The sequence below is a fragment of the Streptomyces sp. NPDC028368 genome (assembly GCF_055565615.1).
Genome location: NZ_JBVHTY010000015.1, coordinates 1 through 12,685, shown reverse-complemented (window position 1 = coordinate 12,685; position 12,685 = coordinate 1). Strand labels below are relative to the sequence as shown.

Sequence of the window (12,685 nt, the reverse complement as noted above, 5' to 3'; positions counted from 1 at the left end):
TCAGCACCGGCCGCTCGCCCCGTCCATCTGAACGGCCTGGACCGCGTGGACCTGGCCATTCCGCAGTTGCCCGAGCAGGTCGAACCGCTCGGCGTCGTGCGCGAGGTGGGAGACCACCACGACGGAGCGGCCTCGCTCACGCAGGTGCTCGGCGAGCCGCCAAAACCGCAGGTAGGTGTCCCAGTCGAAGCCCTGATAGGGCTCGTCCAGGACCACCGTCGGCGGATCGTGCATCAGGGCAAGGGTCACGTTGAGCTTCTGCCGGGTACCGCCACTGAGGTCTGCCACGCGGCGCCGTCCGGGCTCCTTGAATCCGAGTGATTCAAGAAGCTCATGGGCTGACGCCAGGGTAGGCAGCTCGTAGGCCACCTGGAAATACCGAAGATGCTGATTCACCGTCAACACGTCATTGAGTAAGGGCTGTTGTGGGCAGTACCCCACCCGGCCGCGGCGGTGGACCACCCCCGCGTCCGGTGACAACTGCCCGCTGATGATCCGCAGGAGAGTGCTCTTGCCGGCGCCATTCTCTCCGACCACCCCCACCAGCGCTCCGGCCGGCACATCGAGACACGCACCCCGCAGCACCTCATGCTTTCCGTAGGACTTCCACACGTCTGTGACCTGTAGATTCATGCGCTCCACCCCGGCACCTCACTGATCGGGAACAGTGCCCGGATCAACGACGACCGCCGGCACGGGATGCGGACCATGCGGAGCGGTGTCACCGCGGTGTGGCCGGTCGGCGCATGCCTCGGTGCCCGGTACGGGTGCAAGGCGATCTCAGGGCCGGGCCGTGAAGCACGACGCCGCTCGACGAGCAAGTCCCACGATGACGTGCGGTGACGCCGGTGCCGGTGCCGGTGCCGGTGCCGGTGCCTGGGTCTGCTACTGCTACTGCCCTTTGAAGACCGTTGAAGGCGATCTCGAAGGTGTCACTCGCTGGACTGTCACCGATCGCGGCGACGGCACAGTGATCGCTCAATTCTTCGAAGACGTCGAAACCCGCGAACCACTGCTTCGCCGACCTGCCCTCCCCGCAAAGCCGTTGGACGGCTGGCTGCTCGGCAGGGGCAGCGCCAACATGCCGCTATTGGCGTAATGAGCCTTTCGGTCCGGTTGGCCGGTCACGCTGTGCGGGTTGATCACGGTGGTTTCAGGAGCCTGTGTGCACAGATCGCATGAGTGGATCTGCGAGCGGGCCCTCGTGCGGCTGGCGGCCGAGCAGGGCACGAGCTTGTGTCCCAGATCTTCACCGAGCGGGACGAGCGGACGAGCCGCAGCGGCCTCGAACGCTCGGTCCGGGGAGTGGCACAAGACTCTCTCCCACACCTTCATTGACCCACGCCTGTGCTCAGCCATCGCGGACCGGTTCGCCTTCCCATACGCCTTCATCCAGCCCCGCACACAGTGCTGCAGCCGCCAAACCACAGAAGCCGCGCACCGGGCCCCCGGTGGCCGACCCGTTGCAGACAACCGGTCCAGCGGGTCAAGGCGGAATGAGGCTGCTGGCGTGAAAGGGTACGGGTACGGGTATGGCGGCAGGTGAGCGGCAGCCAGACAACGGCATGGTGGACCGGTCGGAAGGGTTCGGCGAGCGACTGCTGGGGGTGCTGCTCGACCGGGCACACGAGATGCCCCCGCAGCTGATCGCCCCGCTGATCGCGGAAGAGGTGGCCAGGGTCGGCGGCCGGGAGGTCTCGATCCTCCTGCAGGACTATGCGCAGCTGCTGCTGGTACCGCTGCCAGGTAGGCGGCTGACTGTCGGTGAGCCCGAGCCGATCGGTGACTCCCACGCGGGCACGGCCTTCCTCTACGGGATCCCTGTCGAGGTGCCACAGGCCGACGGCGTCCGGATGTTCCTGCCGTTGCTGGACGGCAGCGACCAGGTGGGAGTGTTGACTCTCACCCTGGACACCGTTGATGACGACGACCGGCGCTTGTTGCGCAGACTCGCGGGTCTCGTCGCCGACATGCTGGTCACCAAGCACAGCTACACCGACCAGTTCTTCCTCGCCCGGCGCCGCGAACCGATGAGCCTGGCGGCTGAGATCCAGTGGTCCTTGCTCCCGCCGCTGGCGATGTCCGTCCCGCAGGTCGCGGTGGCCGGAATCCTGGAGCCCGCCTACAACGTCGCCGGCGACAGCTTCGACTACGCCCTCAACGAGGACATCCTGCACGTGGCCATGGTCGATGCAATGGGCCATGGCCTGGATGCCGCCACGATGGCTACCGTCGCCGTCGGCGCCTACCGGCACGCCAGACGCGCCGACGTCGCGCTGTCCGAGATCTACACGTTCATGGACCGGGCCATCGCCGGTCAGTTCGGGCCCGACCACTTCGTCACCGCGCAGATGATGCGCTTGAACGTCACAACGGGGCACCTGCAGTGGGTCAACGCGGGCCACCCCGCACCGCTACTGATCCGTAACCACCAGGTCGTTCGGCAACTGGAGAGCCCGACCACTTTGCCGGTCGGCTTCGGCGGTGAAGAGCCCCAGATCAGCGAGCAGCTGCTCCAACGCGGCGACCGGGTGCTGTGCTTCACCGACGGCCTTATCGAGGAGCACGAAGCCGGCGAAGAGCAGTTCGGCGAGGAACAACTCATTCACTGGGTCAACCGCATCGAGCACACAGAGAAGGGGGTGCGGGCGGTGGTGCGCTCGCTCTCTCACACCCTGAAGCAGGAACGGGGAGGGAGCACCAGCGACGACGCGACCCTCTTCCTGATCGAGTGGCGCGGGGGCGGCGCCGACCACCTCGCCGTCCTGGAGTGAGCCGACAGCCCAGCTGCGTGAGCAGATCCGACCGCACGCCGCACGCCGCACGCCGCCCTTCGGTCAGGTCGGCAGTCTCGGAACCCAGCGCACTGCTGAAGTCAGCGGCGAGGCGGCACATGTCCTGTGCCGGCGCATCGCTCGGCAGGTAAGCGCTGACGATGATCGACGCATGATCCTCATCTGTGGACGGCGGGAACCTTTCGGCCTCGGCGCGACTCCTGGCGTGTTGATGCGGAACCGACAGCGGTCCGCAGCGATACGAGAGGCGTTCCTCATGGCATCAAGCACGGCTGCATCCGACAGACCGCTGCCGCAGGATGAAGGGGTCGAGCACCGCTGGCTGGAGGTACGTGGTACCCGGCTGCATGTTGCCGAGTACGGCACCGGCGAACCGATCCTGATGTTGCACGGCTTCCCGCAGCACTGGTTCGCCTGGCACAAGGTCGCCGCTCTGGCCGCCAGCCAACACCGCCTGATCTGCCCGGACTTGCGCGGCTTCGGCTGGTCCGGGCAGACGCGTCGGGGCTATGACATGGATAGCCTGGCCGAGGACATACTCGCCCTCCTCGACGCGCTCGGTCTCGGCCGGGTGGGACTCGTCGGCCACGACTGGGGCGCCCACCTCAGTTTCCGTCTGTGCCTGCGGGCACCGGACAGGTTCCTCGGCCATCTGGCCCTCAACATGCCTCACCCGTGGTCGCGTCATCGGGCGGTACTGCCGAACCTATGGCGGATGTGGTTCACCGCCTTCATCGAGTACCCGGTGATCGGCCGATCCGTGCTCCGCCACTGGCCCGCCTTCATCCGCTTTCTGCTGCGGCATCAGGTCGCGGACCCGTCGGTCTGGCAGGAAGCGGAACTCAAGGAGTTCACCGCCGCAACCTCCGCCAGTGCGCACGCCGGCCAGACCATGTTCTGGCAATACGTCCTACGGGACATCCCCGCCCTGGTACGCGGCACCTGGCGACGCCATCGGCTGACGGTCCCCACCGTCCTCCTCGGCGGAGAGCGCGACAACGTGATCGTGCCGTCGCTGCTGGCCGGAGCCGAGCGGTATGCGGACGACCTGACCGTACAAATCGTTCCTGATGCAGGCCACTACCTGCCTCAGGAACGCCCGCAGGTGGTCGCTGATGCTCTCAAGGAGCTGTTCACCGGTCGGTTCTAACGCAGCGCAGCCCGCTGCGCGACCGCGTGGATGAAGGCCCGGCTGCGCCGTTTGCCGAACAACCTCCCGTACATCCACTGGCCCGGTTGCAGGACGGCGGGACGCGCCGCACCAAGCACCGCGAAGCGCGTTCCGCCGTCCTCCGCCATGGCGGCCATGCCGCCCACAATCAGTCCCGACTGCATCAGGCACCAGCCGGGCGCGAGTCGCACCTCGAAGGCGTCCTGAAGGCCCAACCCAGCGATAGCCAACGCCGACTTGCGGTCACTGTCGCCCGGACAGACACGGAATTCCCGCAGAAACGGGATGAGGTGTGGCAGCTCGCCCTCCAAATCCGCAGCGACCGCCCACACCCGGTCGTACGGCAGGTCGATCCGCTCCTCGGCGTACATCGCGGCCCGCAGTCCTACAGCCATGACCCGCAGCCGGGCCACCGGATCACCGTTCATCGCGACCACGCCTTCCGGAACGAGGCGCGCGCACGGTGCAGGCGGGACTTGACCGTGCCGGGAGCGACCCGAAGCAACTCGGCCGCACTGCGTTCATCAAGCCCCTCCAACTCGCGCAACACCAGGACCGCACGTTGCTGGACCGGCAACCGAGACAGCACATCACGCACCTGGACGGACAGCTCCCCGTCATGGTCCGACAGCAGCCCACTCAGTCGTGCGATGTCATCGGGATCGGCTGGCTGCTCGACTGCCACGCGCCGTGCTACCCGAACTGCCTCCCGAACGGTGACGGTGCGCACCCAGCCATAGAACGCCTGCGGATCACGCAGCCCCCGCAACCCCCTGAACACCGCCACCAGTGACTCTTGAGCCGCATCCGGCCAGTCGAACGGAACAATGGGACGGCACAACCGCCTCACATACGGCGTCACCAACGCCAACAGGTCGTCCATGGCCAAAGCGTCCCCGCCCTGCGCGGCCTCGACCAGCGCAGCAGCAGCATCCCACGGCTCCACGCCGCTCGCACCGTCCCCCGTGGAGTCGCACACGTGATCACACTACATCCCAGGCCACGCCTGGACATGGGCGATGAGTGGACCGCGACGGCTGTCCTTTGTCAGCGAAGCCAGTGGCTCGTCACACAGCCTTCGCCGGGTATGCGGTCCACTGGCGGATCGATGAGTCTGGGGCGAAGTTGGTCTTCGGCTCGGCGCGGGCATTGCACCAGCGGACGCAGGCGGCGATGGCGGCGATGGCGGCGTTCTGCTCGCTGTGGCTCACCGCTCTGCATGCCCGCCTCGATTGCGGCGCTCATCTCGTCGTTGAAGTACGGGAAATGCCAGTTGGTTCTGTATGCGACGAGGGGTTCTGTCTCAAGTTATGTGGTCGGTGACGGACAGTGGTTGATCTCCGGAAGGAGCCTTGAAGGTTCCGCTCACGGTGTGTCTCGTTGTGGCCATGAAGTGCCTAGGTCAGCACGCATGGCGACTTGTGCTTCCTCTGCTGCGTCTATGTAGTCCCGGACAAGCAGGCGGAACTCTGGACTGCTCGTGGTGAAGCCTCTTGCCACGAGGTCCCGTAGATCTCGGATCTTCCAGAACGCCTGATTGGTGGGTTCGACGACGTTCCAAGGGGCAATGAGTACGAGCTGGTACCTCAGTGGGTAGAGGTTGCTGCCTGCGAATACCTCATGAGCCCTGGTCTGTGCTTCGCTGTGATCATGTTCCCCACGGGCGACGTCGTGCAGCCTTTGAAAGACATCCGACAAGGCGCCCATGAACGCCGCGTAGGACTGCCTGCGGGCGTCCTGGCTGGCGTTGACTCGATCCCGGCGCCATCGAAGCCGGTCGGCAAGCAGAGTGGATCCGACACCGATCCCGGCGCCGATCAAGGTATTCAGCGGTGACAGCCAGTCCATGACCGGACCATAGGCCTGCTGCCACCTGGCGATAAAGCCTCTCGGTGAGCATCTTCGCGAAGGAGCGGACGTGCCGGGTGAGGGCGCCCAGTTCGGGGCAGTGGGCCCGGACGATCTTGAGCCGGAGCTGTTCGGGCTCGGCGAGGCTATCGGTGCGGTGGCGCCCGTACGGGACGAGCCGCGGGGCCGCGGCGGCGTCGCTCAGTGGGTCAGGCCGAGGGTTTTCTTGGCCAGCTCGAACGCCGGGAGCATCGCCTTGTGTTCGCCTGTGTTGAGTCCTCCGAGATGGATGACCACGCCACCGTGCTTGGTCATCACGGCTAGCGCGCGTTCGGGCCTGACCTCGCCGGCGGACAGGTCGGTGACGGTGTAGCTGGCCTCGGTGGCGGGCAGGCCACCCGTCTTGACCTCGCGGAATTTGATGTTGCTCTCGAAGTTCTCAGCGTCGACGAACTTCTTCATCAGGGCGCGGGATGTGCCGCCGGGCGCGGCGGCACCCTTGGTGCCGGACCACACGGTGAGGAAGCCGATGTGCCCGGCGGGCTTGGCGTCGAGCTCGCAGGCGGGCGTGAGCGGCCCCTGATGGCCGAGCGGACCCATCTGGTCCACCGTCGCCTGTGTGATGGCCTCGGCTTTCCAGGACGTCGCGAGGGTGAAGTGCACCGGCAGTACGCACTCTGTGCCCTTGTCACCGAGCTTCTTCTCGGCGACCTTCTTCTTCTCATCCCCGCCCCAGCCGAACGAGCAGCCGTTGAGCACGCTCATCGCGACCACCGCGCCCACCACGGCCTGCGACACCTTGCGCATTCCGGAAATCCCCCACCTCTGAGCATGAAGTTTCGAAAATTCGCCGCAGCTTATACGACAAATTTGATCTCGAACCACACTGTTTCCCGAGGCCGCAGGGGCGGGGCGCGCATCTATCCGTCCGACGGTGCGGCGGCGAGGCCTGCCCGCCCTCAAGCGCCCACCTGGAACCCTCACATCCGCGCCGCACTCATCGGCAAGGCCCGCACCAACATGTACCGCAAGATGACCAAGCTCGCCGCCGTGGGGCCGCTCCCGGTGCGGGCCCTGTCCGACTGCGCCGTCGTCTACCTCTCGGATGGACCCGGCCCGCTGGACTTCCTGCCGCACATCGCCGACGGCAAGCCAGCCCCCAGCAGCTTCCGGCTCGGCGTCTCGCCCGGCACGGTCAAGCACGAAGGCACTCAAGAGCTGCTGCGGGCCGTGCAGATGCTCGACGAGGGCCACAATCCCGCCCGGCACATCAAGGTCACCGACGTGCAGGTACGCAGAATCCGCGTTGTGTTCTCGCGAATGACCCAGTGCCCGTATAACTGTCCTGCGGTCAAGGTCAGTTACGCGGGTACTGGGAGCGGATGGTGGATGTAGAGGGGTGTGTTCGGCTTGCCGAGGACGAGGTGTCCGAGAGCCTCTCCTGGGAGTCGGTGCCGATGGAGATGCTGTACGCGGCCGAGCCGTGGCGGACGTTCCGTTGGTACAGGGGACAGCAGCAGTACTCGGGTTCGTACTGATCGAGTACGCAGTCGGACCGTGTGAGCTACGAGTCGCGGTCGAAGCTGACGCGGGTGTGCTACGCCGACTTCGAGATGTTCTGCACGGACCGCCGCCGCCTCGGCCGACAACTGCCGTTCAGGCCACATGATCGACGGTGTGAGTTCCTTCACGAGCAGATCATGGTTGTACGCGCAGAGTGACTTGGCCGGAGCCGAACCTCGCTGAATGTCGCCCCATGAGGGCGGGGTCGCGGGTTGAGTCCGGTGCCGGCGCGGGATCTGCGGGAGCGGCGGGTGCCGGCGAGCACTCCTGGTTTCGACTGGTTGGCGGTTGTGGCCTGAACCGGTCACGGGCGGTTGCGCCGAGGTGGTAGGACGGACGTGATCTGCGCCGGACGGCGGTGCTCGGGCGAGGTGAGGGGGTGGCCTGAGGTGTCCTCAGGCTTACGGGCGTTCGCCCGGCTGGTCACGGCGGCCGCGATCGTCACGGCCTACGTCGCGCTGCACTTGGCGATCACCGCGGGCATGGACCTGCGGGCCTGCGACCGCTTCCGCGGCGCCCCGGCGCGGGCCGCCGCGTTCACTGCCGCGCTGGACCGCTACGCCGACGGGGAGGTGTCCGCACGCGCTGAGATCCGTGAGGGCGACGCGTGGTTCGAGGAGAACGCACCGTCGGGAAGAAGCCGGTCCGTGGTCTCCTCTGCCACCGGCAATGCTGTGAAGGGCCGGTTGTCACTTGCCCGCGAGCGTGCCGCCCGACTGGCAGCCGATGTTGAGCAGGATCAGGCGCGGCTCGACCGGGAACTCAGCTCGTCGACCGCGACCGCGCTGTATTGGGCGGTGCCGGCCGTGGTGCTACTCGTGCCGGCGCTGTGGCTGCGGCGTCGCCGCCGGTCGGGCGCCGCGGAAATCATCGGCGTGGTCAGCCAGTTCACCCCGCGTCACCCGTGGTGGCGGCGGCCGCTGTTCCTAGTGGCCAGCGGCGTCGGATACGGGCTGTTCGCGGCGGGCGTCATCGCCACCACCGCGGCGCAGCGGCAGGGCTACAAGATGCCACCGATGGCGTTCATGCTGTTGCTGGCCGGCGGCCTGGCCGCGCTGGGGGCCGGGGTCCTGATCCTGCGCTACACCCGCCCGAACTCGGCGCGCGGCGCGGCCCAGGCCCTGCTGGCCGACGGCCGCGAACCCGTGCTCTACCTGCGCAGTTTCGCCGACGACGACACCGCAGCCCAGGTCGACGACTCGGCGGCGTACGTCAGTATCCACTCGCGGGAGGAGCAGCTCACGGGGGCGTTGGGCGCCGTCGGCCCCGTGATCACGGTGGGCAGACCCGGGGAGCCGCTGCCGCGGCTGGGGGCGGCGCGGTTCTACCTGCCGCTCGACGACTGGCAGCCCGCGGTGCTGCGGCTGATGGAGCTGTCCCAACTCATCGTGCTGCGCCTGGGCTTGGGGGAGGGGCTGTGGTGGGAGGTCGAGCAGGCCCGCGCCACCCAGCCCGCGCGAAAGCTCGTCCTGCTGGTGCCGGGCGGGTTGCCGGAGTTGGCCGAACGGTTGGACGAGCACCTGCCGACCCCGTCCCGGCTGAACGAGGTGGCCGGGGGCGATCCCTGGACCTCCGCCGTCATTACCTTCGACCGTGATTGGACGCCCCGTGTGCACCCGGTGGGGCCCGTTGCCGGTGCCAAGACCCCGCGGGGCGCGCTCGTGCGCCGCGGGGCCCGCGCCATGAAGGCCGGCCTGGTGTCGATGGCCGTGCTCACGCCCACGCACCACCTGGCCCGCGCCATGAAGGCCGCCCTGGGGTCCGTGGGGGTCCGTAAACGGACGATGGCCTGGAGGGCCACCATCGCCACGCAGACGTCGTTGTGGAAAGGGTTCACTCTGGTCACGGCCTTGGCCCTGCTGTCCTGGCTTGTGTTCCGGGCGCTGCAACTGTTCGGCCCCCGGTAGCGCCATTCCCGCATGATGCTCCGAGAAACCGGGGACACAACGGGGCAGAGCCCACTAACATCCCGACCCCAAGGAAGGCGTAAAGGCAGTGCGAAGCGGGTCGAACGGTCTTCGGGGGGAATCATGGACGGTTCACAGCAGGGCACACCACAGCAGGGCACACCACAGCAGGGCATTCCTACGAGCGCAAGCCCGGCCGGTGCGGAGCAGCGCAGGACGGTGACCGTCGCGGCCACCGTCGCGACGATACTGATCTCGTTGGCGCTGGTGCGTGAGGTATTGGTCTCGGCGGGCAACTGGCAAGGCTACGTCGTCGTTCACGACTACCTGGCCGGGAGGGCGACGACCGCGGACCTGGAGGAAGCCGACTCCGGTGCCCTCGCGACGCTGGGGTCATGGCCAGGGGTACTGCTGTGGATCGCGGCCGGCATAGCGTTCCTCGTCTGGCTGTGGCGGGCTCGGATCAACGCCGAGCTGATGAGCGGTGCCGCCGCGCACCGCCGGTCCCGGGGCTGGGTGGTGGGCGGCTGGGTTGCCCCAGTGGTCAACCTGTGGATCCCCTACCAGGTCGTGTCGGACATCTGGCGGGCCAGCGCACCCCGGCGGTCCGTCCCCGTCACCCTGATCAACGCCTGGTGGGCGCTGTTCGCGGCCGCCACCATCGTCGTAAAGCCGATCCAATGGCGCATGGCCTCGAAGTTCGACAGCGAGCAGGACGTGCTGTCCAACGCGAATGTGTCCACCCTGCTCACGGTGCTCTACCTGGCGGCCGGAACGCTGCTCATCCTCATTGTCAGGCGAATCACCGCGTGGCAGACCCACGGGCATGCCCAGAACGCGATGTGAGGGAATGGGGCGCAAGGCCCTGGGGCAGCGCACCGTGGTCGTCGCTCGCCGGTGCGCACGGCCCTGGATTCGCGGGTGGCCAGCTCTCGTTAGTCCAGTGCTCCCTCACCGAGGTCTGGCCGTGCCCGCTCGGGCCCCGCTCAGCTGACCAGTGCGGCGAACCCAGTGACATAGGCCGCCGCGAAGATGGCGGGTACCCACTGCACGATGTGAGGGAGCGGCAGGTAACGCCGCCTGTCGCGGCCCTCGCCCAGCGCCCCCCACTCCCCACGGGAGTAGGCGAAGGCCGGCAGCAGCCACTCCTCAAATGCCCCGATCACAGCGAACTTCGCGGAATTCAGCAGCCGGTACGAGCGCACGATGACGAACCACGCGGGGCACTGGGGGAGCAGGATCACCAGTCCCGCGCTCAGCACCCACACCCACACCCACACCCACACCGACGCCCGCCAGCCTGCCCGCCTATGGCCGCGACAGGTTTGGCGAGGGTAACGACTACGGAGAGAGGCCTCCATGGCCGGAATCAGTGACTCGTTGTGGAACGAGGACATAGACACGAACGAATCCCGCGACATGGCTGGGACGTATCGCACCACAGTCTTCGAGCAGTACAAGCTGTGCGTGGAGATGGCCGATCGGGTCAGTGCCCGACGTAATCTCGCCAACACCTTCTTCCTGACCCTCCACAGCGGTCTGCTCGTCTTCCTCAGCGCCTGGCTGTCCCAGGAACACCACCGCCGGGCTCCGGTCGTGCTGGCCCTTGCGGCACTGCTGGTCCTCCTGGGCATGTGTGCCACCTGGTGGCTCACCATTCGTTCCTACCAGCAGTTGAACAAAGGCAAGTTCGCGGTGATCGGAGCGTTCGAGGAGCAGTTGCCGGCCCGCGCCTTCGTGGCCGCTGAATGGCGCGCTCTCAGCGAGGGGCGGGACTGGCGCGTTTATGTCCCGCTCAACCGTGTCGAGCGCTGGGTCCCTCTCCTCTTCGCGTTGGCCTACGTCCTGGGATTCGCCGCCGTCGCGCTGTGACGGAGATTCGGCCTGGCCGGAGCCACGCCAGAAGCTGCCGCACTGGGCGACCGCCCTGGATCCGTACACGCCGGTGATCGACGATTTGAGGGGGCGGGGGAGGCCGGGTTCCCTGCTGTGGCTACCGTTGCCCAGCACCCACCGAACCGACTCCTGGAGAACCCCGTGCCCGTACCCCTCGGCGAGGACGTGGTGGCGCTGCTCCGCGGCCCCAGCACCTGCTACATCGCTACAACGATGCCCGATGGCTCGCCCCAGCTCACCCAGACATGGGTCGACACCGACGGCGAGCACGTCCTGATCAACAGCGTTGAGTCGCATCAAAAGACCCGAAACATCGCGCGCGACCCGCGGGTGGCCGTCGCAGTCTCAGACCCTTCGGAACCGACCTCCTACGTCCAGATCCGTGGCCGTGTGGTGCGTGTGACCACCGAGGGGGCGGTCGACCATATCGAGGCGCTCGCGCAGAAGTATCTCGGTGGGCCTTACCCGTGGTTCGGCGGCCGCGACCAAGTCCGGGTGATCTATGTGATCCAACCCGAGCGGATCAGCAGCCCCCGCGGCTAGTGATCGCGAGGTCCATGACCTCGGCGTCGGCGTCGGCGAATACGTCGGCCAGGGTGCGTAGCCGCAGGCCGGATCGGTCGGGGGCGGCGTAGCCACGGTCGGCGAGCAGGGGGCGGATCTCGCCGATGGCCTCGGTGACGGTGGAGCGGCTCACGCCGTACAGCTCGGTGAGCGCGGCATGCGGGAGCTGGGTGCGCAGGGGGACCAGGGTGACAAGGGCCCGGTCAATGAACACCAGCTCGTGTTTGCGCCGGGCCCCGGCCCCGGCCCCGGCCGCACGGGCCCGCTTCGTCAGCACACTCGGAGAACCCGTGCAGCTGCCTCTACGTCACGGCCATGGCTCCCTCGTGAGACGACGGCGTGGGACACGGCTTCTCAGTATGGTCCGGCTATGGCATATACCTTCCAAGTGACTGTTGACTCGGCCAACCCGCACTCGCTTGCCGACTGGTGGGCTGATGCTCTTGGCTGGGAAGTGGAGCCGAGTGACGAGGCGTTCATTCGCCGGATGATCGCTGAGGGCCATGCGAGTGAGGACGACACCACCACCCACCACGGCACCCTCGTATGGAAGGCCGGCGCCGGGATCCGTCATCCGGAGGACCTGGACCGCGCGCCGCGCATCCTCTTTCAGCTCGTGTCCGAGCCCAAGACGGTCAAGAACCGCGTCCACCTGGACGTGCGCACCGGTTCCGACGATGCCCAAGCCGTGGTCGAGCGGCTGATTGCCAAGGGGGCCACGTTCCTGCACCACGGCAGGCAGGGACCCTATGCATGGACCACACTCGCTGATCCGGAAAACAACGAACTCTGCGTATCGCAATGATCCCCAAGGGCCTGGGTGAGAAATGCCCTTAGAACTCCTAATGACCTGAGTCGGAGTTTCGTCGTTGGTTGAGTGTGAGTCGTCCTGGACCGAAGATCCCGCCGTTGTCGGTAACTGATGCCCAGCGGGCCGTGCT

16 protein-coding genes and 1 pseudogene are annotated in these 12,685 nt (G+C 67.1%); 9 read left to right on the top strand and 8 right to left on the bottom strand.

Features of this window, described 5'->3' with window-relative positions; genetic code table 11:
• The gene (locus ACZ4S3_RS29645) at positions 1-633 is read right to left on the bottom strand and encodes an ABC transporter ATP-binding protein (protein ID WP_467939883.1); all 633 of its coding nucleotides are present in this window, start codon (positions 631-633) and stop codon (positions 1-3) included.
• Positions 634-793: 160 nt separating this feature from the next.
• Between ACZ4S3_RS29645 and ACZ4S3_RS29640 the strand changes: the two genes are divergently transcribed.
• The 3 genes from ACZ4S3_RS29640 (at position 794) to ACZ4S3_RS29630 (ending at position 3,945) form a co-directional block, all read left to right on the top strand.
• Entirely contained in the window at positions 794-1,099 is a 306-nt protein-coding gene (locus ACZ4S3_RS29640; RefSeq protein ID WP_467939507.1) for a hypothetical protein, read from the top strand.
• A gap of 433 nt (positions 1,100-1,532) precedes the next feature.
• Positions 1,533-2,774, top strand: a complete 1,242-nt coding sequence (locus ACZ4S3_RS29635) for a PP2C family protein-serine/threonine phosphatase (RefSeq protein WP_467939505.1) — start codon at positions 1,533-1,535, stop codon at positions 2,772-2,774.
• Between the two features lie 277 nt (positions 2,775-3,051).
• Entirely contained in the window at positions 3,052-3,945 is an 894-nt protein-coding gene (locus tag ACZ4S3_RS29630) for an alpha/beta fold hydrolase (protein WP_467939503.1), read from the top strand.
• Here ACZ4S3_RS29630 and ACZ4S3_RS29625 read toward each other — a convergent pair.
• From ACZ4S3_RS29625 to ACZ4S3_RS29605, 5 genes are all read right to left on the bottom strand, one after another.
• On the bottom strand, positions 3,942-4,394 hold the full coding sequence (locus tag ACZ4S3_RS29625) for a hypothetical protein (RefSeq protein ID WP_467939501.1): 453 nt from the start codon (positions 4,392-4,394) through the stop codon (positions 3,942-3,944). The two genes, ACZ4S3_RS29630 and ACZ4S3_RS29625, sit on opposite strands and share 4 nt — an antisense overlap.
• Complete coding sequence (locus ACZ4S3_RS29620; RefSeq protein WP_467939499.1) at positions 4,391-4,912, bottom strand: RNA polymerase sigma factor; 522 nt, start codon at positions 4,910-4,912, stop codon at positions 4,391-4,393. Before ACZ4S3_RS29620 ends, ACZ4S3_RS29625 begins: the two co-directional genes overlap by 4 nt.
• A gap of 121 nt (positions 4,913-5,033) precedes the next feature.
• The gene (locus ACZ4S3_RS29615; protein WP_467939497.1) at positions 5,034-5,177 is read right to left on the bottom strand and encodes a hypothetical protein; all 144 of its coding nucleotides are present in this window, start codon (positions 5,175-5,177) and stop codon (positions 5,034-5,036) included.
• Positions 5,178-5,331: 154 nt separating this feature from the next.
• A complete protein-coding gene (locus tag ACZ4S3_RS29610; protein ID WP_467939495.1) occupies positions 5,332-5,814 on the bottom strand; it encodes a hypothetical protein in 483 nt (160 codons plus the stop codon).
• Between the two features lie 201 nt (positions 5,815-6,015).
• On the bottom strand, positions 6,016-6,621 hold the full coding sequence (locus ACZ4S3_RS29605; protein WP_467939493.1) for a lipoprotein: 606 nt from the start codon (positions 6,619-6,621) through the stop codon (positions 6,016-6,018).
• Between the two features lie 24 nt (positions 6,622-6,645).
• Between ACZ4S3_RS29605 and ACZ4S3_RS29600 the strand changes: the two genes are divergently transcribed.
• The 3 genes from ACZ4S3_RS29600 to ACZ4S3_RS29590 all read left to right on the top strand — a co-directional run bounded on the left by ACZ4S3_RS29600 (position 6,646) and on the right by ACZ4S3_RS29590 (position 10,130).
• Entirely contained in the window at positions 6,646-7,209 is a 564-nt protein-coding gene (locus ACZ4S3_RS29600) for a hypothetical protein (RefSeq protein WP_467939491.1), read from the top strand.
• 557 nt (positions 7,210-7,766) lie between these two features.
• Entirely contained in the window at positions 7,767-9,284 is a 1,518-nt protein-coding gene (locus ACZ4S3_RS29595) for a transferase (protein ID WP_467939489.1), read from the top strand.
• Positions 9,285-9,407: 123 nt separating this feature from the next.
• Positions 9,408-10,130, top strand: coding sequence for a DUF4328 domain-containing protein (locus ACZ4S3_RS29590; protein ID WP_467939487.1), 723 nt, complete (start codon positions 9,408-9,410; stop codon positions 10,128-10,130).
• 140 nt (positions 10,131-10,270) lie between these two features.
• On the opposite strand, the gene ACZ4S3_RS29585 is transcribed toward ACZ4S3_RS29590, so the two are convergent.
• On the bottom strand, positions 10,271-10,546 hold the full coding sequence (locus ACZ4S3_RS29585; RefSeq protein ID WP_467939485.1) for a RipA family octameric membrane protein: 276 nt from the start codon (positions 10,544-10,546) through the stop codon (positions 10,271-10,273).
• Between the two features lie 97 nt (positions 10,547-10,643).
• Between ACZ4S3_RS29585 and ACZ4S3_RS29580 the strand changes: the two genes are divergently transcribed.
• Both ACZ4S3_RS29580 and ACZ4S3_RS29575 read left to right on the top strand, forming a co-directional pair.
• Positions 10,644-11,156 carry a RipA family octameric membrane protein gene (locus ACZ4S3_RS29580; protein ID WP_467939483.1) on the top strand — a complete coding sequence of 171 codons (513 nt, stop codon included), beginning with the start codon at positions 10,644-10,646 and terminating at the stop codon, positions 11,154-11,156.
• A 165-nt stretch (positions 11,157-11,321) separates the two neighbouring features.
• Positions 11,322-11,723, top strand: coding sequence for a PPOX class F420-dependent oxidoreductase (locus tag ACZ4S3_RS29575; protein ID WP_467939481.1), 402 nt, complete (start codon positions 11,322-11,324; stop codon positions 11,721-11,723).
• On the opposite strand, the pseudogene ACZ4S3_RS29570 reads toward ACZ4S3_RS29575, so the two are convergent.
• Positions 11,713-12,009: pseudogene (locus ACZ4S3_RS29570) on the bottom strand (helix-turn-helix domain-containing protein); the annotation flags it as partial. The gene ACZ4S3_RS29575 and the pseudogene ACZ4S3_RS29570 overlap by 11 nt on opposite strands.
• Before the next feature lie 105 nt (positions 12,010-12,114).
• On the opposite strand from ACZ4S3_RS29570, the gene ACZ4S3_RS29565 reads away from it, so the two are divergent.
• Complete coding sequence (locus ACZ4S3_RS29565; protein WP_467939479.1) at positions 12,115-12,549, top strand: VOC family protein; 435 nt, start codon at positions 12,115-12,117, stop codon at positions 12,547-12,549.
• Positions 12,550-12,685: the final 136 nt, after the last annotated feature.

Excerpts from the sequence above, each read along its gene's own strand:
- ACZ4S3_RS29645 (WP_467939883.1), bottom strand. The coding sequence starts at position 633 with ATGAATCTACAGGTCACAGACGTGTGGAAGTCCTACGGAAAGCATGAG.
- ACZ4S3_RS29635 (WP_467939505.1), top strand. The coding sequence starts at position 1,533 with ATGGCGGCAGGTGAGCGGCAGCCAGACAACGGCATGGTGGACCGGTCG.
- ACZ4S3_RS29630 (WP_467939503.1), top strand. The coding sequence starts at position 3,052 with ATGGCATCAAGCACGGCTGCATCCGACAGACCGCTGCCGCAGGATGAA.
- ACZ4S3_RS29625 (WP_467939501.1), bottom strand. The coding sequence starts at position 4,394 with ATGAACGGTGATCCGGTGGCCCGGCTGCGGGTCATGGCTGTAGGACTG.
- ACZ4S3_RS29610 (WP_467939495.1), bottom strand. The coding sequence starts at position 5,814 with ATGGACTGGCTGTCACCGCTGAATACCTTGATCGGCGCCGGGATCGGT.
- ACZ4S3_RS29605 (WP_467939493.1), bottom strand. The coding sequence starts at position 6,621 with ATGCGCAAGGTGTCGCAGGCCGTGGTGGGCGCGGTGGTCGCGATGAGC.
- ACZ4S3_RS29600 (WP_467939491.1), top strand. The coding sequence starts at position 6,646 with ATGAAGTTTCGAAAATTCGCCGCAGCTTATACGACAAATTTGATCTCG.
- ACZ4S3_RS29590 (WP_467939487.1), top strand. The coding sequence starts at position 9,408 with ATGGACGGTTCACAGCAGGGCACACCACAGCAGGGCACACCACAGCAG.
- ACZ4S3_RS29580 (WP_467939483.1), top strand. The coding sequence starts at position 10,644 with ATGGCCGGAATCAGTGACTCGTTGTGGAACGAGGACATAGACACGAAC.
- ACZ4S3_RS29565 (WP_467939479.1), top strand. The coding sequence starts at position 12,115 with ATGGCATATACCTTCCAAGTGACTGTTGACTCGGCCAACCCGCACTCG.